Genomic DNA, 22,085 nt, shown 5'->3' with positions numbered 1-22,085 from the left:
GCAGGTTTGAAAAAAATTAGCAAAGAGAATGCAGAGCATTATATCTGGGGCGATCAATGCGACGGCTGGCATCTGGTCAAAGGCCAAGAGCTCAGCGTCATTCATGAGCGGATGCCCGGAAATACAGCAGAAGTGCGCCATTATCACGAGCGGTCGCGTCAGTTTTTCTTCGTGCTGTCAGGACAGGCTATGCTGGAAGTGGATGGCGTTCGACATGTGCTGGGCAGGCAGGAAGGGGTAGAAGTGCCTCCGGGAGTCAAACACCAGATGAAAAACGAGGGAGCAGAGGATGTGGAATTTCTCGTGATCTAGCAGCCGACAACAAGAGGAGACCGCATCCAGACAGATTAAAGAAAGCCTGACCGTCATAAGAGGCGGCCAGGCTTTTCTATGCGTCAAGCTTATTTGAAATTAGTGAAATCGGACATTTGTGCGAAGATATCTGCCAATGCATGCATTCCTTCGAGTGTTTGATAAGCGAAAATAGGCAGACCCACAACAAACAACAAAGCTTCTCCGATATATTTGGCGATCATATGATCAACCTCCTTTTGGATGTTCGTTACGCTACGCGATCCAAAACAAAGGAACCATATGTATCCATTTCGCCGTCTGTATGCTGTAAGCGCCTGAATAAGCGAAGGCGCTGCGGTTGCCTTGCCGCCATTGGATAAGTCTCAACCAACAACGTGTTAATAGAAGGTCGGTACGTATCCGTGACGTTCTGATGTAGAGCCCGGTTTTGCAGGTAACACTGTCTGAGACAAAAAGCAGAAGTGAAGCATCCTACAAAAAGCGCGACCAAGGCGAAGAAATCTTCCAGCGAAAACAGCAGCAATAGCATATCTTCCATGGCGTTTCTCCTCCTTTCGTATTCATCATTCTACTCTTGTTCACAATATCGAGCAACCCCGAAAAATCATGAGAGCGGATACATTGCCAAACTGCCAACTATTTCAATTTGCTAATCGATAGATTGACTCGGTAGTTCCCAAAAGGAAGCAGGGCATCTAAAAAATGATTGAGGGCCTCTTGATCTGGAACATGTACCACCATGGTGTAGCAGCCTTCTCCGCTAATGCGGTGGGCTTCGACGATCTCGCTGCGACTTTTGATAAAACGAGTGAAGAGAGAATGATCGGTAGTGGTCATGAACATAGTGACGAGAGCAGTGAGGAATGGGGCGATTTTACTCTCATCAATGAGCGTTGTGTAGCCTTGAATAATGCCTTGCTCCTCCATTCGTCTAATGCGGTTGCCGACGGCTTGACCGCTTAGATGGACCTGTTCGCCGATGTCCTTCCACTGCAATCGGCTATTTTTGCGTAGCAAGGCAAGGATGGAGAGATCGATTTGGTCTAGCATGCGTATCTCCTTTCACGGCGAAAGTCGGTAGCCAGCAATCGTTTCGCGGCAACCGTTCATGACCTTATACAATAAACGTACATCCATTATAACGATAACGAGGAAAGGAAGAAATGACATGCAGATTCAGCTTGTACGACATGCTACCTTGCGCGTGGAATATGCAGGGCTGACACTTTTGGTCGATCCGATGTTTAGCTCCAAGGGCGAAATGCCAGCAGTACCAAATACGCCGAATCAGCGTCCGAATCCAGGAGTAGAATTGCCCATTTCCGTGGAGGAGGTACTCGCTGGCGTAGACGCCCTCTTGGTGACGCATACCCATTTCGATCATCTCGATGAAGCGGCCATACGCCTTCTCCCGAAGCATTTGCCTGTCTTTTGCCAGCCACCGGATCTGGATAAGCTGGTACAGCATGGCTTCGAACAAGTCATTGCCATCGAAGAGGAGTATACATGGCAAGGGATTCACCTACATCGAACAGGTGGTCAACATGGAACAGGAGAAATTGGACAGCAGATGGGGCCAGTATCTGGCTTCGTTCTGGGGCGAGCTGGTGAGCCGACGCTGTATGTGGCGGGGGATACGATTTGGTGTGAAGAAGTGGAGCAAGCTGTTACAGCGTATCGTCCAGATGCGATCGTCGTTTTCGCAGGTGCGGCCCAGTTTTTGACGGGAGACCCGATCACGATGACGCAGGAGGATATCGTCCATATCGCAAATGCCGCGCCCGACAGCCGTATCCTCGTTGCCCATATGGAAACATGGAACCATTGCTTGCTCAGCCGCCGGGAATTGAATGAATGTTTGCAGGAAAAACAGCTGTCCGGACGCGTACATGTTCCGCAGGATGGCGAAATCATCTCTTTTTAATGAGTGAACCGAATAGTAATGAAAAACAAAAGCTCCGCAGGTCATAGCGGGGCTTTTGACGTTGTCGAAAAAAAGGCTTATCCATCATTTGACAAACAAAAACGAACGTAATAAACTATTTTTACGTAAATGATTAATGTCATGAGGTGTTGTTGTGGCGCACGAACAACTGGAAACATATGTAGTCGAGAAGCCGGAACAGGCGATGGCGCTATTGAACCCGCTCCGTGCCGAGATATTAAGCCGTTTGGCAGAGCCTGCTTCGGCAGCAGAAGTCGCACGTGGGATCAATGAAATCCCGCAGCGTGTCAATTATCACTTGAAAGCCTTGGAAAAGGTCGGATTGGTCAGGCGGGTAGGGAGTCGACAGGTGCGCAATCTCGTCGAGGTGCTTTATTTGGCGATTGCGCGGACGTATGTGCTCTCGGAAGGACTGAACTGGGGCAACGATACCATTCAGCAAATGAAGGATCAAGGATCGTTGTCTCATCTAGTCCAAACAGCAGAACGAATCAAGCGTGATGCCATGCTTTTGCTGGAGCGCTCCGATCAAGAGGTGGAGGTTCCGAGCGCCTCGCTGAATGCGAGTATTCAGCTAGCCAGTGCGGAACAGCGCAGTGCTTTTGTAGAGGAGTACGTCCAACTGGTGAATCAGCTTGTGGCGAAGTATCAGCCAAAAGAAAAGGGACAAGAAACGTATCAGGTCGTTCTGGCGGTTTATCCAAAACAAGGAGGAGACGAGGCATGAAGGCACAAGCTGTGGAGTCAAACAAGTCCAAACCCGTAATCGTTTGGGAAAGTCGAGTCCAGCCTCAAACCGATCAGGTCATTGCCATGCCTGCCCGAAACGGAAATGGGGTTGCTGTCGAAAGAGAAGCAGCTGTTCAGACATGGTCAGTGGGGCCGGCGAGTAATCCGGCAGTGGTGACGCAGGTTTCATCTGGATTTAACAAAAAATCAGTGGCGGTTCCACAAGCAACCAGCATGCGTATGGCCGCGTAAAAAATCGAGCGTAAACAAGCGAAGGAGGGCTTTTTCATGAATCTCATTCCGGTAGTAGTCGAGCAAACGAGTTATGGAGAGAGGTCCTATGACATTTACTCCCGGTTGTTGAAGGATCGCATCATTTTTCTCGGCAGTGCCATCGATGATCAGGTAGCCAATGCAGTCGTAGCTCAGTTGCTGTTCCTGGCAGCAGAGGACCCGAAAAAAGACATTCACCTTTATATCAATTCGCCCGGGGGCTCTGTCACAGCAGGGATGGCGATTATCGATACGATGAGTTTCATTGCGCCTGATGTGTCCACAATCTGCACGGGGATGGCAGCGTCCATGGGAGCGATGCTTCTCGTAGCAGGAGCGCCGGGCAAACGGTACGCGCTGCCCAATGCAGAAGTCATGCTCCACCAGCCGTGGGGAGGCAGTCAAGGACAGGCGAGCGATATTAAGATCGCGGCAGACCGTATTCTACGACATCGCAACATGCTGTATACGATCATCGCGGAGCGTACGGGCAAGACAGTCGAGCAAATCGAAAAAGATGCAGACCGCGACTATTTCCTTACCGCCGCAGAGGCGCTCGAATACGGCTTGATTGATAAAGTGATCGAAAAATTGTAGAGATGGGGGTGCCGGGGTGAAGATCCTATTTTTGGGGGGACGCGTTTTATCGGTCCACATGCAGTGAAGCGCTTGGCAGAATCAGGTCATGAGGTTGCTGTATTTATAGAGGGATTAACCCCGGTGCTGCTTCTCTTCCGCAAGGTGTCGTTTCTAGCAGTCTCCACTTTGCGAGAAGCGCTATCCGTTCCGAGGGGCCAGACCAGATCGTGAAGATTATGACAAGATACTCGTGGAGCGAGCCGTGATGGGGCAGCAGAGTCTGCCAGGCACGATTTTGCGCCTGCCGATGGTGTATGGCCCGCATGACTATCAGCATCGCGTCTATCCGTACCTTCAGCAGATGCGTGACGGACGTCCGTTTATTTTGCTCGATGAAGGCTTTGCTTCTTGGCGTTGGGCACGCAGCTACGTAGAAGACATCGCGCATGCCATTTACCTGGTGGCGACCGACGATCGAGCAAAGAATCAGATTTACCACGTAGCAAAAGAGCAATGCTTGTCGATGAGAGAGTGGATTGAACGAATCGGCAGCGTTTATGGTTGGGATGGCAAAGTAATGACAGCGCCTTCTGCTGAGTTGCCGACCGAATGGGTCCCGCAGATCGAATCGAAGCAGCATATTCAGCTGGATTCAGCAAAAATCAGGAGAGAGCTGGGGTATACAGAACAAGCTACCGCAGAGGAGTCTATGCGACGTACGATTGTATGGGAGCTCGAACATCCTCCCTAAAACGTTTTGCAAGGAATTGACTACAGCGTAGAGGATAAAGTGGCTGCGAAGCTCGGAGTTTAGCGTACCGAATGTTCAACCGTCAGGATTTTTCCTGGCGGTTTTTTATCTGCACACGAACGTGATTAAAGGATTAAGTTTTAGTGAATTGTTCTATGAAGTTGTTCAATTGCTCCATAGCGTTGTTAAAATTCATAAAAAAGATATCTATATCCGTAACGGTATACTTTTCAAGTAATTTCTCAGGTTTCGTAATTAATGTGTAAAGATTTATACCTGTCTCATCTTGCTCAGGGTATACATAGATGAGTAGATCGTCAATTCGCTCTCTTAACTCAATGATTTGATTTGCGGAAAGTTCTGCCGCTATATGTTCTTCTGTCAACAAATCATTAAGCTGCCTTGTTAGTTGGGTTAATTTGCGATTCGCTTCAAATAATTTTGCGATGATTTGTTCATTGTAGTGTTTTGCAAAGTAGAGCGAGATGATATTTTCTACACTTTCATAAATTTTCATCCTGCTATTTCCTTGTTTATACCCACTAACATACATTTGAAGTGATTCCAATGTGATTTCTTTTCCATTAGCGTTACCTAAAAAATCACTGATAGATCCTACGTATCTATAGTTATTAAATACATTTTCTGAGTAGGTGTATGCAAGCATTCGGATTTCATCTTCACTGATATCGGCTGCATCCTTATTGCATCCGGAGGTCAACACTAGAATCAAGGATAGCATGATTAGTATCTTTTTCATTATTACCGCCCCTTCATTTAATTATATTATAGAGACTGAATTTTCCAACTCCATCAAGAAAACAGGTGTCCTCCATAAAGGGGACACCCAAATTTTAGCATTATCCTTTCCAATATTCACCTGTAGAGGTGAGTGGATTTAAGTACTTCACTCCCGTGTTCCAAGATATATTAAAACCTCCACCGCCACCTGATACGTTACCACCTATCCCTGTAATTGAAGTGCTTGTCCAAGAATGGTCATATTGTAAATAGACGCGCTCCTTTTTGTTAGTTGTAACTTTTTCAAGTACAGCGGTTATCGTGCCATTTGTAACATATCGATCATTAATCCAAAAGCCAACACCTGCGTCCGTAGCGCGTTTTGCTAAGGCCACCTTACCACGTTTTTTATCAGTTCTTGTATCGAAGAAAGCTTCTTCATCACCCAAACCATTCCATCCTTGGATGACAACCCCATCAACGTCGATTGGCATACTTTTTTTATTATCTGTATAAACACCTACGAAATCGTATGGTTCACGTCCGACAAAACCTTCATTCTCATCCCACTCCCAATATCCAACAAACACATATTGATCACTTTCATCATCGTAAACAATTCTATCAGTAAACGTAAGCCATCCTTCCTCGTTAGATAAAGCCTTGATCGGTTTTCCATCTTCACCATCTGAATTTACAACCTTCAAATTACTGTATTTTTCTACTGTTATTTTCATTGCCTTATCAAAATCCTTCGTTTTTCTTACTTGCTCTCGTAAGTAATCTAATTTTTCGTTAAGTTTTTCAAGTTTTTCTTGTTTTACTGCTTTCTCGTATTTTGCGTCAACTTTTTCAGCAAAAGCCATACTTGGAACAGTGAGCAATGACATTGAAAGTGCAAGAGGTGTAATTATCTTAGACAAATTACCTAACATTAACTCATCTCCCTAATTATGGTATATACTTCGTTTGCATTCTACTATTTCTTGATTGTTTGTTCAATGTATTTTGTTGAAAAATAAAAAGATTACCACAATTTAATCTGACGGTTTTTTGTTTGCACATCAAATTGTTTGAAGGAAGGAGAAGCTGGGAATGAACATGAGTATCAGATGACGGGAGGCTCACCTTGTGAAAATCAGAACAAAAATTATCCTGGCTTTTGGTGTCATATTGGCAGTCATGTTCGGTTCAGGCACGTATATGTATGTGCAAATGTTAGCGATGAAGGCATCCTACACAAAAATTATCGAAGAGGAAAAATTGTTGACGGACCTGCGAGAAATGCAGTTTATCATGACAGGTCGAAACAATGACGAACGTGCCTATTTGTTAACGGGCGATGAAGAGTTTCGGATGGAATTGAAGGAAAAGGCAGCAAAGGTGGACAGCCTGTTTGCTAAAATGATCAGTTCTCTTGATACTTCTCACCATCGTGAGGAAATGGAGGAGGCTGAGAGACTATATAAGTCTTATCTGGAGTCGAGTAATAAAGCAGTAGATGCAATGGATAAAGGACTACGTGAAGAAGCCATCTCTCACCATTTCGGCCAGGAACGGCAATCGAGAAAAGAAATGGATTCGGTTGTGAGTGGATTGGTTGAAGAAGTGCGTAATGAAATCGAAGCAGATCAACAGGAGCTGGCAGAGAACGAAGGAATTTCGGCCATGATTCAGTTGTTTTTTAATGTAGCGGGAATTCTCGTCGCGATTGTGGTTGGCGGTTTTCTGATTCGCTCGATTGTGGCACCGCTGCATCGGGTGAACAAACAGCTTCATGATATCGCTGACGGAAAAGGGGATTTGACGCAAGAGCTGACCGTCTTTTCAAAAGACGAGATTGGACAGTTGGCAGGCTCATTCAACCGGATGCTAGCCAATTTACGAGAGTTGATTTCTCAGGTTCGCGGGCATGCCCAGCAGGTTGCAGCCGCAGCTGAACAACTGACAGCGAGCTCGAAGCAAACGAGCCAAGCTACGGAACAGATCGCCATCACGATTCAGGAAATGACGGAAGGAACGGACAGGCAATCCCAAAACGTAGAGGAGAGTCAGCAGGAAGTCGAAGAAATATCAGCTGGAATTGAAAAAATTGCGGCACGTGCGCAAAGCGTGTCTGCTGCGGCTGCCAGTACCTCAGAGCTGGCGACAGAGGGGGATCGAACCATCCAGCAGTCGGTATCCCAGATGAACGGGATCGGAGAAACGATGGAGCATTTGACTGCACTGGTAGGTGGTTTAGGAAAACGCTCCGAGCAAATCGGCCAAATCGTCGAAGTCATTACGCAAATTTCAGGTCAGACGAATCTCTTGGCATTGAATGCCGCCATCGAAGCGGCGAGGGCGGGCGAGCATGGCAGAGGCTTTGCTGTCGTGGCAGATGAAGTGCGAAAGCTGGCAGAACAGGCATCTGCATCGGCACAAGAAATTTCCCAGCTGGTAGCGTCGATCCAGATGGAGACGAACGAAGCGGTCCTCACGATGGAAAAAGGCTCTCAAGAAGTGGCAGATGGTATGGGGGGCGTCGCAAGAGCAGGAGAAGCGTTCTCTCATATTCGCGATGCTGTTGTGGGCGTGACGAATGAAATTCAAGAAGTATCGACTGCGGCACATACCCTTACGGAAAGTACAGGCAAGGTCGGACAATCGATGCAGATGATCGCCACTGTAGCGCAATCGGCTGTCTCTCTCTCGGTGGGAGTCTCGTCTGCTACAGAAGAACAGCTTGCCTCGATGGAGGAAATCTACTCCTCGGCCGCATCGCTGGCGAGCCTTGCGGATGATTTGGAAAAGCTGATAGGCCATTTCAAGGTATAAAGCTTCGCCACAAGAAATACCCCTTAGAATCGACAGAATGATTCTGAGGGGTTTTTTTTCGTTTACGCCAATTTCCACAAAGACAATCTTCGGTACACAAGAAAAACCACGAGATTCCCCACTGCCGCTGCCAAAAAGACAGCCCAAGGCCCCAATGACAAAGTCATCCAGCCCGAACCATAGATGGAGAAGACAATCCCGAGCTTGAAAATAGAGCCGGTGATCCCGCTAATTCTCCCGATCATGTGGGCAGGGGTAGTCTCTTGACGGAAGGTCCAAATACAGACGTTTTCAATCGTGCTGATCAGACCCGTGAGAAACAGAGACAGACAGAGCATCCACGTACTTTGCGCGAAAACCATGAGCAAATAGGAGCAACCAAGTAGCAGGATGGTTATGCCCATGATGCGGCCGATGGGATAGCGCCTCCGCAGATAGGCAACCACTGAGCTGCCGAGAAGACCGCCAAGTCCAGCGACGGAAAGCACCAGCCCTAATGTGGAATTATCCAGCTTCAGGTGATCCTTGGCAAAGAAAATGATCATGGCGTCATACATGCCCGAGGTGGCATTGAGAAAAATCACGAGCACCGTAATTTGCCATAACGGTCGATTTCCCAAAAGCTCCTTCCAACCATTTTGCAACTCCTGCCAGAAGCCGCCCTGAGAGGGGGCAGGCGCATCGGTACGATCTAAAAACGATATGGCGATAAAAGCCAGTAAATAGGCTGTACCCGTAATAAGCAGCCCGGTGTGCAGTGCCGACAGAAGCAGGATAAACCCGGTAATCGCCGGCCCCATAATTTCGATAAACGTGCCCATAAAAGAAAAACGAGCATTGGCTGAGGTTAACAGTGGGGTAGGGACCACTTGCTTGATCATGCTGACGCGTGCGTTGTGAAAGCCGTAATGAAACGCCATCAGGAAAAAGCCAGCCACATAATAATGAATGACCTGTGCATGCCCGGATTCGGTCAGTCCATATAGCAAAAACAACAAGACCATCTGGCCAAAAACCATCCATTGCGACCAGCGTTTTTTAGAAAAGCGATCGACCCAGACACCGATGAACATCGCGAGCAGCAGATTAGGCAAAAACTCAATGCTTTTCATGGTCGTCATGGCAACTGGCGATTGGGTCATGTCATACAAAATCAGTGGCAAGGCTAGTTCGTACACCTTTGCTCCACACGTGATAAGGGTGGAAGTGAAAAAGAGGACGAGAAAGGGTCGATTCCGCCAGATCGACATGCTTTCGTGTGATTCAGGCTTCGTGGCGGGGGTGTGGTTAGGCACTGGCATGAAAAAACCTCCTTCTTCGATCTCATTGTAGCTAGAAAAAGGGGAAGAAAAAGGGTAAAGTGTTTGATGAGTATGGACCCCTTTTTGGATTCGACAGCGACTGTTTACGTAGAAAGAGTGGTGATCTCGATGCAAAGTGCCTACTACTACTTGCGCTTGCGCCAGCATTTTGCCTCTGCCGCAGAGGGTGAACAGCAGGAGATTACGCTTGCCGAGCTGGCTCGGATTTTTTGTTGCACGATTCGCAATGTGAAAAAAGTCATCAAGCAAATGGAAGAGCAGAAGTGGATTGAATGGAGCCCGGGAAGAGGACGAGGCAATGTCTCACGGATTATCTTGCTATACGGGATCGAGCAGATTGTTTTGCCCATCGCCCAAGAGCGTATACAAGATGGAGATTTGGAAGGCGCCATGCAGCTCCTAAGTGATTTTGCCATCACTGCCAAGGGGCGGGAGCATTTTTTTGAGTGGCTCTCTGGGCAGTTTGGCTTTATTCAGGAGGAAATCCGTGAACAGAAACTGGATACGCTTCGCATGTCCTTTTACAGGCCGATTCCGGCTCTTGACCCTGCCTTTGTCAACAGGCGTACTGAGTCCCATATGGTGAAGCAACTATTTGATACTCTCATTCGGTATGACGAAAAAATCGATGCATTCATCCCGCATCTCGCCCATCATTGGGAGGTAAATGAGAGCCGAACAGAATGGACCTTTTATTTGCGCAAAGGGGTATTTTTTCACCACGGACGTGAACTGACAGCGCATGATGTCGTCTGGACGCTCGAGCGCATTGCCGATCCGAAGACGGGGTCTCCCTATCGCTGGATGCTGCAAGATGTAGAGAAGGTTACTGCGGAAAAAGAGACGGTGGTAAAAATCGTGCTCAGACGTCCCAATCAATTGCTGCTATCCATCCTGGCATCGGTTCGGCTGTCGATCGTTCCGGGAGATGTTATTCAGGAAAAGGGACAAGCCTTTAGCCGATTACCTGTGGGCAGCGGACCTTTTTCATTGATAACGAATGACTCGCAAATGTTCATTTTAGAGGCTGTCCCCACGTATTTTCTCGGAAGGGCTCATTTGGATCGAGTAGAGATTTGGATTGTTCCCCAAAACAATAAAGATGTGCGAAACGAGGATTACTTTTCCAAACGAGGAGAGGTGCACTTCCAAACCTTCTGGAATAAGCTCGGGCCGATGGAGCAATGGCAAGAGCTGCAAAGCGTGGAGAAAGGCTGCACGTATCTCGCTTTTAACCTGAATTGCCCAGGCCCGCAGCAAGATATCGCATTTCGGCAAGCACTGGATCGACTCATCGTGCGCGAGAAAATGATCGCGGAGCTGCGCGGCAATCGGTACGCCCCTGCTTACGGATTTTTACCTGAAAACAAGGATGTGCCTGGTGAGGCAGCGGGCTGGGATGGGGACTTCAAAGGCTGTCCCGATCATCGTCTTTACCAAGGACAAACGATGCAATTGTATACGTATGAAGGAGCAGGCAACGAAAATAATGCGGAATGGTTACAGAAGCATTTGGCGGATTGTGGCATTTGCGTCGATGTGACCGTCTTACCGATTGAGGAATTGAAGAAGCCCGAAATCATCCAGCAGGCAGATATGGTGGTTGCGGGTGAAGTTTTTGATGAACAGTGGGTGCTGGGGATGGTGGAATTCTTCAAGTCGGATGTCAGCTTTTCCCGACAACTGTGGAACCCTGCCTTACGAGAGCGAATCGATCAAGAGCTGAGTGCTTTGATGCTGGAGAGGGAAGTAACAGGGCAGCGTCATCACTTGCAGGAGGTCGAGAGAATTTTGCGTGAGCAGTGCGCGATGCTGTTTTTGTACCATACACGCCAGCATTCTGCTTATCATTCGGCTCTGGCTGGTGTTTCGTTGAATGCGCTTGGACTTGTCGACTACAAAAATATTTGGTTTCGGCAGTAATCGTGTAAGATGAGTCTGTCACAGCACCACTAGTTGCGCTATGATAAGGCTTACGCGTCAAAAGGTGGAGGGGAAAGTATGAAACGATTCCGATTTGATCAGCAAGTAGGCAAAACGATTGATCGCTATCATTCCGTCCAGGCGACGATTTCTCGTGTCATCCGCACACCTGATTCCGTTTCGATTGGGTGTATTCATTTGGAGGCAGGCGGGGTTGTCGGCTATCATCCGGCGACTTGCCCTCAGCTGTTTCTTGTGGTGAGCGGTGAAGGCTGGGTACGTGGTGAAGGTACAGAGCGCATCCCGATCCAGAGTGGTCAGGCGGCATTCTGGATCACAGGAGAAGGGCACGAATCAGGCAGTGAAACCGGAATGACAGCCATTGTGATCGAAGGAGATGGGCTCGATCCGGAAAGCTTCATGTCCTTAGTGGAGACGTAGCATCTGTATGTATGATGGTATTGGTTTGCCATTCCACCAACCGTACATAAGCTCCCCAGACTACCCAAGAAAGACGGTGTGAAAGGCAAATGACATGGAAAACACATATGGTACTCGGTGCCATTGCAGGCTACTGTGCCTATCCTTCGTGGAAGGGCAGTGTCATTGGTGCAACGATGGCACTTGTACCCGATATCGATCAAGCAAATAGCAAGCTCGGAAACTTGATGGGACCTTTGTCCAAAATGCTGCAAAAAGGGTTCGGCCATCGTACGGTGACACACTCCTGGGTGATTTTATTCCTTCCGTTCCTGCTGTTTGGCGATTCTTTGGCTGCCATGGCGGCGCTTTGGGGAATCTTGTCCCATTTGATCAGCGATATGCTGGTGGGACGCATTCAGTTATTGTGGCCGTTGCGAGTAGGCTGGCTCGGCATTCCGGTGTCCAAGTCGATGTATCGGACTGTGGATCGAATCGTATTTTATGGAGCGATTGTGTATATCGTGATCAAAGGTTATCAGTAAAAGAATGGACATTGAGAAAGGACCTCCTTGAGGAGGTCCCCCTAATTAATCAGCATGGTAGTGATTTATAATCAGCAAAAAAGTATTTGTACGTAATTTGACGATTTGTCCTATCTCTACATATTCATTAGGCTCTTTCTCAATGGACTCCATATGTTCATAAAGGACATCGACAATATCACTCTCTTGTTTATTTTGGCATTCTAAATATGCATATGTCTGTTTTATTTTTTTCATAGAGGATCCTCTTTCTCTACTTGTTAGAGTCGCTTCCGATTTATGGTTGATACCGTAGCTATTTAGTGAAAACAATAATGATTTTTGACTGATTTTTGTAATTTGATCAACTTCCACGTATTCGTCAGTTTCGGTATCAAGATATCGAATAACATCTTTTATTTCTTCTAAAACTTTATGGTTTATGCCAACCCTGGATCTTGAGTGTACATAACTTTGACCTGTTTTTCGCATGGTTATCACTCATCCTTATTATGTTGCATATCCATTCTTTATTATATAGCAGAATTGTAATATTTAGAATAAATAGTCATCTGAATAAAAAAGCTGACACCGGTTTAGGACCGATGCCAGCTTGCTAGTAACTATTATGAGCGGATTTTTCTTATCACGAAACAATTAAGGCATCATGAACTGTTGCACGAGTTCAGCGTTTTCATTCATGAATTTATCTGCGTTTTGCATGACTTCTTGTTGCGCTTCCATCATTTGTTGGTCAGTCACTGTAGCGAAATTGATGGAGTTGTCAGCAGTCATAGCTGGAATTTCCAGTGCTTTGCCGAATTCTGCTTTGGACTTCAACTTGAAGCTAAAGCCTTTTGGCATATCTGGAGTAGGGTTCGAGAAGTTCACTTTTACCGTGCCATCAGAATCTACACCATTGTCCGTCTTCGTCTCGTTCACGGTAACATTACCGGTCAGAGCAACAGGGTTGGAGGAGTATTCGTCTGCCACTACGAGTGCAAAGTCATAGGTTCCGGTTTTTTTCTTGTCTTGCTTGGTTGTCTCGAAAGTAGTCGACAGGTCCAGAATTGGCTGGTCGGTCTCTTTCATCAGGATGCTGAACTTGCCCTTTGTCTTGTCTTTTTCTTCTGTCGCTCTGTAGGTGAAAGACATTTCGCCATTTTGCTGATCAGACAGGTTGTGCAGGGAGTAACGGTTGTATGTTTCTGCACCTTTATCGTAGGAAACACTGCTGTAGACCAATTGATCTTTTTTCTCTTTTTCGTCAAACAAGAGCTTGCGGGACAAGATTTGATGGTCACTATCCACGAGCACGACCATTCTCAATTGATCAGTTGATTTGGCGTCTGTATCTTCTGTATCCTTGATGATGTCATCAAAGGCTTGCTCGTAATTTTTCTTGAATTCTTCTTTGCTGATTTCTTCTACTTTGTAGCCGCTGTCGAGCATCAAGGTAGCTACATTGTGGTAGCGGCTGTAGATCAGGTCAAACAGTTTCTGGTCTGCTTTTGCCTTCTCTGCAATTTGCTTCGCCAGAGCCGCGCCTTCTGCGTCGTTAAAAGTAACGGTAATCTCACGCGCATCTTCCTTGAGTCCTTCCTCGGAGAAGGAAACGTCTTTCTTGATGCTTACCTGGCTGTCTTTGATGCTGTCAGCATACAGCATGGCATACGGAGTCATTACCGATTTAAGTTCATCTTGGTTAAAATTGATCGCTTTATTTAAATCACTATAGGTTACGAAGCGCTTCGGCAGTTCCTCGCCCAACTTTGCCTTGAGTGCATCGCGATCTTTCAAGTCCATATATGCGTATTTGGAGTAAAACTCTGGAGCCTTGAAGCCCATGATGGAATCACTCATGAAGTATTCGAGGGTAGCCAGCTTTTTATCCTGGAGATGAATCTCTAGGTTACCGGATTGTTGGTTTTTCTGTTCATCGATGTTGCTTTGCATCACGAGCTTCGCTTTGCCCAGCATGTCGAGAATTTTTTGCGCTTGCGGGTCTGGAATTGTTGCATCTAGGGCAATTTCACTCAACTCAGTGGTGGAGTGAACTGGTTTTTCCAGGTATGGCTTCATGTAGTCTTGGTATTCCCCGTAAGCTTTGGATACGTCGCTTGAAAATTTCATCATGCTCTCCGCTTCCGCTTGCAGGTAAATCGTTTTTGCGCTTTTAAACAAATCGTACTTGGCATAGGCGGTTCCTAAACCACCCAGCACAACGACAGCCGCTGCCCCCGCGATCAACCATACTTTTTTCTTGCTTTTGCGCGGTGGGTTCACGTTTGTTGCAGTTTCCATCTGTTCTCTCCCCTTTTTGCTCTCTCTCTTTGGTGATTACCATGTGCGTAATGATTTTGCGCACTCGATTTTGTATTGTACCATAAGGAGAATGAAGGGGAACGATTTCCAGTAAATTTCTTCAAAAAAGAGGAAGAAAGACCCAAAAGTTGCATTCTTCCTACTTTTGTATGCATATAGAACAAAGAAACAGCGACAGCAGGGGGGAGATTACGTGGATTTTCGCGTGCTGCAAACGTTTATGGTGGCGGCCACGACAGAAAATTTTCACCAGACAGCAGAAGCGTTGTTCATTGCGCAGCCTACTGTCAGCCAGCATATAAGACAATTGGAAAAGGAATTGGGGATCAAGCTGTTTGAACGGGTTGGCAAACGCGTTCGATTAACGGCTGCGGGCAAGCGGTACTTGCCACATGCAAAAGGACTTCTCCAACAGTGGCATAACAGTATGGAGGACTTGCAGGCATGGAGACAGGGCTATCGGGAAAAGCTTCAACTGGCTGTTTCACCGATTATTGCCCGTGCTCGTTTTTCCCATTTGCTGCACCGATACACCAAGCTCTATCCCGATGTAGATATCTCGATTAAAATTGTCGACTCCGTGGAAATTGGCCCGCTAGTTCAAAATGGACAGGCTGATCTGGGATTAACCCGGATGGTGCCGGGAGAATTCCAGTTGTCTACCTATCTTTTGTACGAAGATCCTGTTGTTTTTGCAGTCCCTCACAGCGGCGGAGATATGGAGGCACCTTTGCCTGATTGGGAGCAGGAGGTGCAATCGAACCGTTTGCTGACCCACAATCATCCGGGATACTGGGATGAGTTGCTGTTGCTTTTGCGTCAGAGGGGGCTTTCCTTGCGTACGATGGCTGTTTCGCAGGTAGACATTACGAAGCGATTCATCGAGGATGGATTGGGTGTTTCCTTTTTGCCTCGGACGGCTGTCGATCGGGATTTGTTTGAAAACCGCTTTATTGAACTGCCCACACCTGGCCTTGTTTTACCGAAGGTCGCTTCTTATTTGTTGGTACCCAAGGCGGGGATTAGCGAGCCAGCGCAGCATTTTATGGATATCTTGCAGTCCTTGTATCCACCGATGCCGCTTGTTCAGTCGGGTGGACGGACATAAAAGATAACAAGCCTGTAAGGTAGATGTAAGGTGAATCGATAGTTTTGACCAGCATATGTAGCCTATACTGGACCCTGCTTGAAGACAGCAGGGGGGAATGACGAATATGCAGGCTGAACCAATCACACAGAAGGATCGGATTTATTCCATTGATATTGTAAGGGGATTGGCATTGTTCGGGATTTTGCTGGTGAACTTGCCAGGCTTTATCTTGTATTCGGAAGACGTTCGAATGCCAATAGAGGCAGGGATCGATGCATGGATTCGCTTGAGCTATGATTTATTTATTCAGACGAAATTTTTCGGGATCTTTTCGTTTCTGTTTGGCTTGGGTTTTTACATTTTCATGTCACGGGCTGAACAGCGTGGACAAAAAGTATTTCGTCTCTTCAGCAGACGGTTGTTCGCGATGTTTTTCATTGGTGTGATTCACGTCATTATTTGGTTTGGAGATATTTTGACGGTGTATGCACTCCTCGGCTTTTTACTCATGCCTTTTTATCGAAGAAAGCCATCTACCATTCTAGCATGGGCAGCCAGTCTGGGAGGACTGTACATGCTCACTCAAGGCGTGGCGCTCGTACAGACGCTCAATGGTCAAGAAATCTTTCCGTTTATTGCATCATTGCAGACGACACTGATACCGATTTTCGTGATGTTCCTGTTTGGTTTGTATGCGGGAAAACGCGGATTGATTGCTCAAATTTGCGAGCATAAACCATTGTTGAAACGAATCGCTGCTACTACTCTTGTAATCAGTCTTCCGATCGCAGCAGGTATTGTTTGGGCTAGCGGTGTCGTATTTGGTCCAAAGCTTGAACAGGTGAACAAAATATTGGTTGATCTGAGTACGCTGCCTATGGCGCTGTGCTTGTTAGCCAGCTTGTTTCTGTTGCTGGATCGTGAGTCGGTGAGGAAAGTTCTCCAGCCGTTTGCCTACACGGGACAAATGGGGTTAACGACTTATTTGGGTCAGACCGTCATCATGACCATTCTGATTCCTTTGTTCGGTATTACGGCCATGCCGCTCTCTTCTTGGTTTTTGCTCGCGTTGCCGATCTATGCGTTTCAATTACTCGCAAGCTGGCTGTGGCTGAAGCGTTTTAATCAGGGGCCGATGGAAAAGCTGTGGCGCTTCCTGACGTACGGACGCAAAAAGAAGACGGTTCCAGCTCCTGCTAACTGATTGTAAAACGTGATCAAAACTCCGGTTTTCTTCTATTTCCCTTCACGATTATGAATCGATTATACTGAAGAGAAAAGAGACGAAAATGGAGTGGTGATGATGACAAAACAACATCCTTTGGCTATCGGCTTGGATGGTATCGCCGTAGCAGAAACAGACCTTAGTTTGGTGGATGGGATTAATGGACTGCTGGTATATCGCGGTCATTGGGCACGTGATTTGGCTATTCACCACACATTTGAGGAAGTGGCACACCTGCTCTGGTTCGGACATTTGCCTAGCGAGCAGGAGTTGACTGATTTAAAAGATAAGCTCAAAGCAAACCGTGAGCTGCCGGAGCATGTAAAGGGAATCCTGAAGCTGATCCCGGCAGATGTAGATATGATGAGTGTACTGCGTACGGGTGTTTCGGCGCTGGGCAGTTCCTCGCATGGCTTCCCGCCGACTATTGATGAAGTGATTTCGCTGGCTGCCAAGATGCCGACAATCGTTGCGTATCGCTTCGCTTGTCTGGAGGGCCGCGAGCCGTTGGCACCGAATCCGGAGCTGGATCATACAGCGAACTATCTGTATATGCTCAAGGGTCAAAAGCCGAATGCGGCACACGTACGTGCACTGGATGCGTACCTGATTTTGACGCAGGAGCATGGCATGAATGCATCCACATTCTCCGGGCGTGTCGTCAGCTCGACCGAATCCGATCTGATTTCTTCCATTACGGCCGCAATCGGAACCCTGAAAGGTCCTTTGCACGGGGGAGCACCATCTGAAGTGACGGAGATGATCGAGGCGATCGGCACGAAGGAAAATGCTGAGCCGTGGCTGCGCAACAAGCTGGAGAGCGGCGGACGTTTGATGGGCTTCGGACACCGCGTCTATAAAACGATTGATCCGCGTGCAACTGCTCTGCGCGTCGTTGCATCCGAGCTGTCGTCCAACGATCCATGGTTCGATCTGGCGACACACGTAGAAAAAGTAGGCTTGCAGCTGCTGGAAGAGTACAAACCAGGCCGCAAGCTGAATACAAACGTAGAATTTTTTGCCGCAGCTGTCATGCGCGCGGTGGGCTTGGACGACAATTTGTTTACACCGACATTTGCCGTGAGCCGTGTGGTCGGCTGGAGTGCGCACATTCTGGAGCAGGCAGGCAAAAACCGCATTATTCGTCCGCAATCCAATTACATTGGCACGATGCCAGAATAATTCAGACGTTTATCATGAAAGCTATCCGTTATACGGGTAGCTTTTTTAGTGTTATAAATGTGACTGTAGTGGGGAGAAGAATATTTCCAGTCTAGGCTCCAGGCTCCGTCCTGCTGAGGGCTGAGACTGTCCGCTCCGAAGGGATGAGCGGGGAAACGCAAAAGTGGTAGCCGCTTCGTAGCTCGGGCACGTTGCGTTTCTTTTGCCCGCTCATCCCTTCTCCGCTCGGTAGGACTCCACAAGTCGCTACGTCTGGAAATATTCTTCTCTGGCGTAACCGATGACATTCTTCAATCTTTTAATGCTTTTAAGACCCGTTTAAGTACGGAATGCTCGTAGAGGAAACAGGAGAAATAAGCGAAGATCTTAGGGACACCGACCGAGACGGAATGCAAAAAGCGAAACACGCCTTTAAGCGTCCACCTCTGAAAAAACATCTTGAATGGACCACTTTGGACGCGGTTTCGCTTTTTGCATGGAGTCGTCCAGTCAATCCCGCAGGGGGTGGCCCTAGAAGCTGAGCGTTTTCTCCTGTTTCCTCCCCACCACAACAACCGGACAAAGTTTTCTCTCGTTTTCACAAAGTGCAACTTGGGATTGCAGAACATGCTTACTTTTGACATGATAATAAAAAAAAGTAAGGAGTGGAGCAAATGGCGTTGTTGTCTACCCCGTTTCAGTTTAAAGGACTTAGCTTGAAAAATCGGATTGTCATGCCGCCGATGTGCCAATACTCTGTGGATGCACACGATGGAACACCGACAGACTGGCATTTTGTTCATTACGTTTCTCGTGCCGTAGGGGGAACAGGTCTCATTATCGTGGAAATGACCGATGTCGAGCCTGATGGCAGAATTTCCAACGGCGATTTGGGCTTGTGGTCTGACGAGCAGATTCCGGCGTATGCGCGGATTGTCTCCGAGGTTCAAAAGTATGGGGCCAAAATTGGCATACAGATTGCTCATGCAGGCCGCAAAGCGGAAGACGCCGAAGTGCCTGTATCGGCATCCGCGATTGCTTTCCCAGGGGCGCGCTACAAAACGCCACGGGCGTTGACGACAGAAGAAGTCAAGCAAATGGTCGTCAAGTTCCAGGACTCAGCGAGACGTGCGGTGGAAGCCGGGTTTGACACCATTGAAATCCACGGTGCGCACGGATACTTAATTCACCAGTTCCACTCCCCTTTGACGAATCAGCGAGACGATGAGTACGGGCGGGATAAAGCGCTGTTTGGCGTGGAAATTATTCAGGCAATCAAAGAGGTCATGCCAGCTGACATGCCGCTGATCATGCGCGTATCTGCCGTGGAGTACGTGGATGGAGGATATGGGCTGGATTACAGCACGGAGCTTTGCCGCCGTTACAAGGAAGCAGGCGTGGATATTTTCCATATATCCAGTGGCGGGGAAGGACCGATTGGTTCAGCAGGCCGTCCAGGTGTTCATCCTGGCTATCAAGTACCATTGGCACGCGCGATTAAACAGGCATTGGATGTACCAGTCATTGCAGTCGGCAACCTCGATGATCCAAAAGTGGCGGAAGCATCGATTGGCAATGGCGATACAGATCTGGTAGCAGTCGGACGCGGCATGCTGCGTGACCCTTATTGGGCACTGCATGCGATTCATATGCTGTCGGCGGATGAGTTGCAGCCACCGAAGCAATATTCAAGAGCGTTTTAATCGAGTAAAAGAGCGAGGGGCTTCCTTTCGGCTATATCGGTCGGAGGGGAGCCCTTTTGTATGGTGAGCCCCTTGACACTTTTTGGGAGGAGGTCTATGATGAATGTCAGTCAGTACTGACATCCATTTTCAGGAATGAGGATAGCGATGAGCAGCAAAAATCTTACAAGCAGCGAAAAACTGATGATAGCCGCAATCGATCTCATCGCGGAAAGAGGCTACAACGGCGTAACCACGCAAGAAATTGCCACTGCGGCAGGGTTGAGTGAGAAGACGTTGTTTCGTCACTTCGGCAGCAAGCGGAATTTGCTCGAAAGCGCCTTTGACCGTTTTCATTACACGGAAGGACTGACAAAGCTTTTCGCGGAGAAGCTTGTGTGGGATTTGCGCGAGGATTTGCTTTTGATCAGCCGAACGTATCACGAAATGATGAACCGTAATCGGAAAATGATTCTGATTAGTATTAAGGATGAGGCTCATTTGCCCGGATTCCGCGAGCGGACCCAAAAGCACCCGCGACAGTTGATGGTACTGTTTACAGATTACTTCAAAGAGATGGGCAAAAAAGGCAAGATGATCCAAACGAATCCTGAGGCACAGGCGACAGCCTTCATGGTCATGAATTTCGGGGCGTTTTTAAACGATCTGGACGGCACTAGCAATTTTTCAGGGGTATCTCTGGATGCATTTATCGAAGAGAGTGTAGAGGTTTTTGCTAGGGGTTTGACTCCCTAGTTTTTTTACCACATAAATGTCAGTCAGTACTGACAGTCAAAATGCGAATCACAAAGCGAAGGGGAAGATGCGGCATGGAAGCGACAAAAACGCAGCAAAACAGGGAAATATTAATCCGGATCTTGATGTTTACCTTGGTCATATCATCCATGAGTGCTTTGGTGTTTAACATTGCACTCCCCGAAATTAGCAAGGAGTTTGGTTTGAGCATAGCGCAGGTGAGCTGGCTATCGACCGCATATGGATTGTTATACGCGATCGGAACCGTGACGTATGGCAAGCTGGCGGATCGATACAAGCTCAAGAATTTGTTGACGTTTGGACTTTTGGTGTTTACGGCTGGCTCGTTTTTCGGTTTGGTCTCCGATTCCTTTGCGATGGCCCTTTTCGGAAGATGCTTGCAGGCAGTAGGAGCGGCTGTCATTCCGGCTACTGCGATGCTCATTCCTTTGCGATACTTCCCGCCTGAGCGCAGGGGTTCTGTTTTGGGAAGAACGGCAGTAGGATTGGCGCTTGGCGGTGCGCTCGGTCCTGTGGTCGCGGCGTTAATCGTCAGCTTTGCCCATTGGCGCTGGCTGTTTTCCATACCGCTCTTGATCTTGCTTACGCTGCCGTTCTACCGCAAATACTTGGAGGATGAAGAGATTACGTCTGGTGGGAAGTTTGATTGGGTGGGCGGCTCTTTACTCGCGATCAGCGTGACGTCATTGCTTTTGGGAGTAACCAATGGATCGTGGTGGTTTGCATTGGCGAGTTTGGTTACTTTGCTCCTGTTCGTCGTACGAATTCGTTCGGTAGCTGATCCATTTGTACAGCCGAAGGTTTTTGCCAACAAGCAGTATACAGTCGGGATTCTGATGGCATTTCTCATAAATGGGATGGGGATATCGCTTTATTATCTCAGTCCGCTGCTCTTGGCACAGGTGCAGCAGCTATCGACGAGCTGGATCGGCTTTGTGATGGTTCCAGCGGCCATCGCTTCGGCATTGCTTGGTCGTGTGGGAGGAAAGCTCGCGGACAGGCGGGGGAATGCTTTTCTGTATTTCGTTGCGTCTAGCTTACTGATTGGCTGCTTTGGCTTGCTGTCTACTTTCACAAGCGCCTCGGTTATCGGCATTGCACTCTTCTTGATCTTAGGAAATGTGGGGCAGTCTTTTATGCAAATTTCAATGGCGAACTCGATCTCGAGGACGTTGACGAAGGAGCAGGCGGGAGTAGGCATGGGGATCTTTTCGATGCTGAGCTTCATTTCCATGGGGATCGCGTCTGCGGTATACAGCAAGGTTATCGATCTTGGCGCGACTACCAATTGGAACCCGGTGAATCCGTATACGAGCGGCTTCATTTACAGCAATATTTATTTGATGATGGCCCTGATGCACGTGTGTCTTATCGTCTTCTACTACTTTCAGTTCGGTAGGGCCAAGAGACAAAGCCTTCTGACGGATAGCTGATCTTTTGTTCACTCAGGCTTAATACAATATGTGGTAGACTAAAACAAAAAAGG

General features: G+C 47.7%; 24 protein-coding genes. 16 read left to right on the top strand and 8 right to left on the bottom strand.

All coding sequences use genetic code 11. The features are described 5' to 3' along the window. Positions 1-6 precede the first annotated feature (6 nt). Positions 7-312 (top strand): cupin domain-containing protein, encoded by a 306-nt coding sequence (locus FB479_RS26480; protein ID WP_142067265.1) that lies wholly within the window; start codon positions 7-9, stop codon positions 310-312. An 89-nt stretch (positions 313-401) separates the two neighbouring features. On the opposite strand, the gene FB479_RS31095 is transcribed toward FB479_RS26480, so the two are convergent. From FB479_RS31095 to FB479_RS26470, 3 genes are all read right to left on the bottom strand, one after another. Then, positions 402-536, bottom strand: a complete 135-nt coding sequence (locus tag FB479_RS31095; RefSeq protein WP_255438700.1) for a hypothetical protein — start codon at positions 534-536, stop codon at positions 402-404. A gap of 26 nt (positions 537-562) precedes the next feature. Beyond that, positions 563-853 (bottom strand): hypothetical protein, encoded by a 291-nt coding sequence (locus FB479_RS26475; RefSeq protein ID WP_142067264.1) that lies wholly within the window; start codon positions 851-853, stop codon positions 563-565. Between the two features lie 98 nt (positions 854-951). Continuing rightward, positions 952-1,365, bottom strand: a complete 414-nt coding sequence (locus FB479_RS26470) for an Lrp/AsnC family transcriptional regulator (protein WP_106652618.1) — start codon at positions 1,363-1,365, stop codon at positions 952-954. Between the two features lie 118 nt (positions 1,366-1,483). On the opposite strand from FB479_RS26470, the gene FB479_RS26465 reads away from it, so the two are divergent. The 5 genes from FB479_RS26465 (at position 1,484) to FB479_RS31090 (ending at position 4,592) form a co-directional block, all read left to right on the top strand. After that, entirely contained in the window at positions 1,484-2,239 is a 756-nt protein-coding gene (locus tag FB479_RS26465; protein ID WP_142067263.1) for an MBL fold metallo-hydrolase, read from the top strand. A 154-nt stretch (positions 2,240-2,393) separates the two neighbouring features. Then, a complete protein-coding gene (locus FB479_RS26460; protein ID WP_017247220.1) occupies positions 2,394-2,987 on the top strand; it encodes a winged helix-turn-helix domain-containing protein in 594 nt (197 codons plus the stop codon). After that, positions 2,984-3,241, top strand: coding sequence for a hypothetical protein (locus FB479_RS26455; protein ID WP_106652620.1), 258 nt, complete (start codon positions 2,984-2,986; stop codon positions 3,239-3,241). The genes FB479_RS26460 and FB479_RS26455 overlap by 4 nt, the downstream gene beginning before the upstream one ends. Before the next feature lie 36 nt (positions 3,242-3,277). Then, positions 3,278-3,859, top strand: a complete 582-nt coding sequence (gene clpP, locus FB479_RS26450) for an ATP-dependent Clp endopeptidase proteolytic subunit ClpP (protein WP_106652621.1) — start codon at positions 3,278-3,280, stop codon at positions 3,857-3,859. A 232-nt stretch (positions 3,860-4,091) separates the two neighbouring features. Continuing rightward, positions 4,092-4,592, top strand: a complete 501-nt coding sequence (locus tag FB479_RS31090; RefSeq protein WP_370511706.1) for an NAD-dependent epimerase/dehydratase family protein — start codon at positions 4,092-4,094, stop codon at positions 4,590-4,592. Positions 4,593-4,725: 133 nt separating this feature from the next. Here FB479_RS31090 and FB479_RS26440 read toward each other — a convergent pair whose 3' ends face one another. Next, a complete protein-coding gene (locus tag FB479_RS26440) occupies positions 4,726-5,352 on the bottom strand; it encodes a hypothetical protein (RefSeq protein WP_142067262.1) in 627 nt (208 codons plus the stop codon). Between the two features lie 100 nt (positions 5,353-5,452). Then, positions 5,453-6,268, bottom strand: coding sequence for a hypothetical protein (locus tag FB479_RS26435; protein ID WP_142067261.1), 816 nt, complete (start codon positions 6,266-6,268; stop codon positions 5,453-5,455). A gap of 196 nt (positions 6,269-6,464) precedes the next feature. Between FB479_RS26435 and FB479_RS26430 the strand changes: the two genes are divergently transcribed. Then, positions 6,465-8,150, top strand: a complete 1,686-nt coding sequence (locus tag FB479_RS26430; RefSeq protein ID WP_142067260.1) for a methyl-accepting chemotaxis protein — start codon at positions 6,465-6,467, stop codon at positions 8,148-8,150. A gap of 62 nt (positions 8,151-8,212) precedes the next feature. Here FB479_RS26430 and FB479_RS26425 read toward each other — a convergent pair whose 3' ends face one another. Beyond that, positions 8,213-9,451, bottom strand: a complete 1,239-nt coding sequence (locus tag FB479_RS26425) for an MFS transporter (protein ID WP_142067259.1) — start codon at positions 9,449-9,451, stop codon at positions 8,213-8,215. Positions 9,452-9,517: 66 nt separating this feature from the next. On the opposite strand from FB479_RS26425, the gene FB479_RS26420 reads away from it, so the two are divergent. The 3 genes from FB479_RS26420 (at position 9,518) to FB479_RS26410 (ending at position 12,360) form a co-directional block, all read left to right on the top strand. Further along, the gene (locus FB479_RS26420; protein WP_142067258.1) at positions 9,518-11,395 is read left to right on the top strand and encodes an SgrR family transcriptional regulator; all 1,878 of its coding nucleotides are present in this window, start codon (positions 9,518-9,520) and stop codon (positions 11,393-11,395) included. Between the two features lie 78 nt (positions 11,396-11,473). Beyond that, positions 11,474-11,836 carry a cupin gene (locus FB479_RS26415; protein ID WP_142067257.1) on the top strand — a complete coding sequence of 121 codons (363 nt, stop codon included), beginning with the start codon at positions 11,474-11,476 and terminating at the stop codon, positions 11,834-11,836. Between the two features lie 89 nt (positions 11,837-11,925). Beyond that, positions 11,926-12,360 carry a metal-dependent hydrolase gene (locus tag FB479_RS26410; RefSeq protein ID WP_106652628.1) on the top strand — a complete coding sequence of 145 codons (435 nt, stop codon included), beginning with the start codon at positions 11,926-11,928 and terminating at the stop codon, positions 12,358-12,360. A 45-nt stretch (positions 12,361-12,405) separates the two neighbouring features. On the opposite strand, the gene FB479_RS26405 is transcribed toward FB479_RS26410, so the two are convergent. Both FB479_RS26405 and FB479_RS26400 read right to left on the bottom strand, forming a co-directional pair. Then, positions 12,406-12,831, bottom strand: a complete 426-nt coding sequence (locus FB479_RS26405; RefSeq protein ID WP_106652629.1) for a hypothetical protein — start codon at positions 12,829-12,831, stop codon at positions 12,406-12,408. Between the two features lie 165 nt (positions 12,832-12,996). Next, complete coding sequence (locus FB479_RS26400) at positions 12,997-14,643, bottom strand: DUF6583 family protein (protein WP_142067256.1); 1,647 nt, start codon at positions 14,641-14,643, stop codon at positions 12,997-12,999. 214 nt (positions 14,644-14,857) lie between these two features. Here FB479_RS26400 and FB479_RS26395 point away from each other — a divergent pair, with 214 nt between their 5' ends. The 6 genes from FB479_RS26395 (at position 14,858) to FB479_RS26370 (ending at position 22,032) form a co-directional block, all read left to right on the top strand. After that, complete coding sequence (locus FB479_RS26395; protein WP_106652631.1) at positions 14,858-15,772, top strand: LysR family transcriptional regulator; 915 nt, start codon at positions 14,858-14,860, stop codon at positions 15,770-15,772. Positions 15,773-15,869: 97 nt separating this feature from the next. Next, complete coding sequence (locus tag FB479_RS26390; protein ID WP_232030129.1) at positions 15,870-16,958, top strand: DUF418 domain-containing protein; 1,089 nt, start codon at positions 15,870-15,872, stop codon at positions 16,956-16,958. A 99-nt stretch (positions 16,959-17,057) separates the two neighbouring features. Then, positions 17,058-18,161, top strand: coding sequence for a citrate synthase/methylcitrate synthase (locus tag FB479_RS26385; protein ID WP_142067296.1), 1,104 nt, complete (start codon positions 17,058-17,060; stop codon positions 18,159-18,161). A gap of 653 nt (positions 18,162-18,814) precedes the next feature. Next, positions 18,815-19,843 (top strand): NADH:flavin oxidoreductase/NADH oxidase, encoded by a 1,029-nt coding sequence (locus FB479_RS26380; protein WP_142067255.1) that lies wholly within the window; start codon positions 18,815-18,817, stop codon positions 19,841-19,843. A 135-nt stretch (positions 19,844-19,978) separates the two neighbouring features. Further along, on the top strand, positions 19,979-20,578 hold the full coding sequence (locus FB479_RS26375) for a TetR/AcrR family transcriptional regulator (protein ID WP_142067254.1): 600 nt from the start codon (positions 19,979-19,981) through the stop codon (positions 20,576-20,578). 74 nt (positions 20,579-20,652) lie between these two features. Next, positions 20,653-22,032, top strand: coding sequence for an MFS transporter (locus tag FB479_RS26370; RefSeq protein ID WP_142067253.1), 1,380 nt, complete (start codon positions 20,653-20,655; stop codon positions 22,030-22,032). Positions 22,033-22,085: the final 53 nt, after the last annotated feature.

The sequence above is a fragment of the Brevibacillus sp. AG162 genome, from assembly GCF_006715575.1.
Classification (GTDB): domain Bacteria; phylum Bacillota; class Bacilli; order Brevibacillales; family Brevibacillaceae; genus Brevibacillus; species Brevibacillus brevis.
The sequence above is the reverse complement of the archived record's forward strand: the minus strand, read 5'-3'. Positions and strand labels throughout refer to the sequence as shown.

What these genes read in the sequence shown, in the direction of transcription:
- FB479_RS31095 (WP_255438700.1), bottom strand. Translation starts at nt 536, where the DNA reads ATGATCGCCAAATATATCGGAGAAGCTTTGTTGTTTGTTGTGGGTCTG.
- FB479_RS26475 (WP_142067264.1), bottom strand. Translation starts at nt 853, where the DNA reads ATGGAAGATATGCTATTGCTGCTGTTTTCGCTGGAAGATTTCTTCGCC.
- FB479_RS26470 (WP_106652618.1), bottom strand. Translation starts at nt 1,365, where the DNA reads ATGCTAGACCAAATCGATCTCTCCATCCTTGCCTTGCTACGCAAAAAT.
- FB479_RS26465 (WP_142067263.1), top strand. Translation starts at nt 1,484, where the DNA reads ATGCAGATTCAGCTTGTACGACATGCTACCTTGCGCGTGGAATATGCA.
- FB479_RS26455 (WP_106652620.1), top strand. Translation starts at nt 2,984, where the DNA reads ATGAAGGCACAAGCTGTGGAGTCAAACAAGTCCAAACCCGTAATCGTT.
- clpP (WP_106652621.1), top strand. Translation starts at nt 3,278, where the DNA reads ATGAATCTCATTCCGGTAGTAGTCGAGCAAACGAGTTATGGAGAGAGG.
- FB479_RS26440 (WP_142067262.1), bottom strand. Translation starts at nt 5,352, where the DNA reads ATGAAAAAGATACTAATCATGCTATCCTTGATTCTAGTGTTGACCTCC.
- FB479_RS26435 (WP_142067261.1), bottom strand. Translation starts at nt 6,268, where the DNA reads ATGTTAGGTAATTTGTCTAAGATAATTACACCTCTTGCACTTTCAATG.
- FB479_RS26425 (WP_142067259.1), bottom strand. Translation starts at nt 9,451, where the DNA reads ATGCCAGTGCCTAACCACACCCCCGCCACGAAGCCTGAATCACACGAA.
- FB479_RS26420 (WP_142067258.1), top strand. Translation starts at nt 9,518, where the DNA reads ATGAGTATGGACCCCTTTTTGGATTCGACAGCGACTGTTTACGTAGAA.
- FB479_RS26415 (WP_142067257.1), top strand. Translation starts at nt 11,474, where the DNA reads ATGAAACGATTCCGATTTGATCAGCAAGTAGGCAAAACGATTGATCGC.
- FB479_RS26410 (WP_106652628.1), top strand. Translation starts at nt 11,926, where the DNA reads ATGACATGGAAAACACATATGGTACTCGGTGCCATTGCAGGCTACTGT.
- FB479_RS26405 (WP_106652629.1), bottom strand. Translation starts at nt 12,831, where the DNA reads ATGCGAAAAACAGGTCAAAGTTATGTACACTCAAGATCCAGGGTTGGC.
- FB479_RS26400 (WP_142067256.1), bottom strand. Translation starts at nt 14,643, where the DNA reads ATGGAAACTGCAACAAACGTGAACCCACCGCGCAAAAGCAAGAAAAAA.
- FB479_RS26390 (WP_232030129.1), top strand. Translation starts at nt 15,870, where the DNA reads ATGACGAATATGCAGGCTGAACCAATCACACAGAAGGATCGGATTTAT.
- FB479_RS26385 (WP_142067296.1), top strand. Translation starts at nt 17,058, where the DNA reads ATGACAAAACAACATCCTTTGGCTATCGGCTTGGATGGTATCGCCGTA.
- FB479_RS26380 (WP_142067255.1), top strand. Translation starts at nt 18,815, where the DNA reads ATGGCGTTGTTGTCTACCCCGTTTCAGTTTAAAGGACTTAGCTTGAAA.
- FB479_RS26375 (WP_142067254.1), top strand. Translation starts at nt 19,979, where the DNA reads ATGAGGATAGCGATGAGCAGCAAAAATCTTACAAGCAGCGAAAAACTG.
- FB479_RS26370 (WP_142067253.1), top strand. Translation starts at nt 20,653, where the DNA reads ATGGAAGCGACAAAAACGCAGCAAAACAGGGAAATATTAATCCGGATC.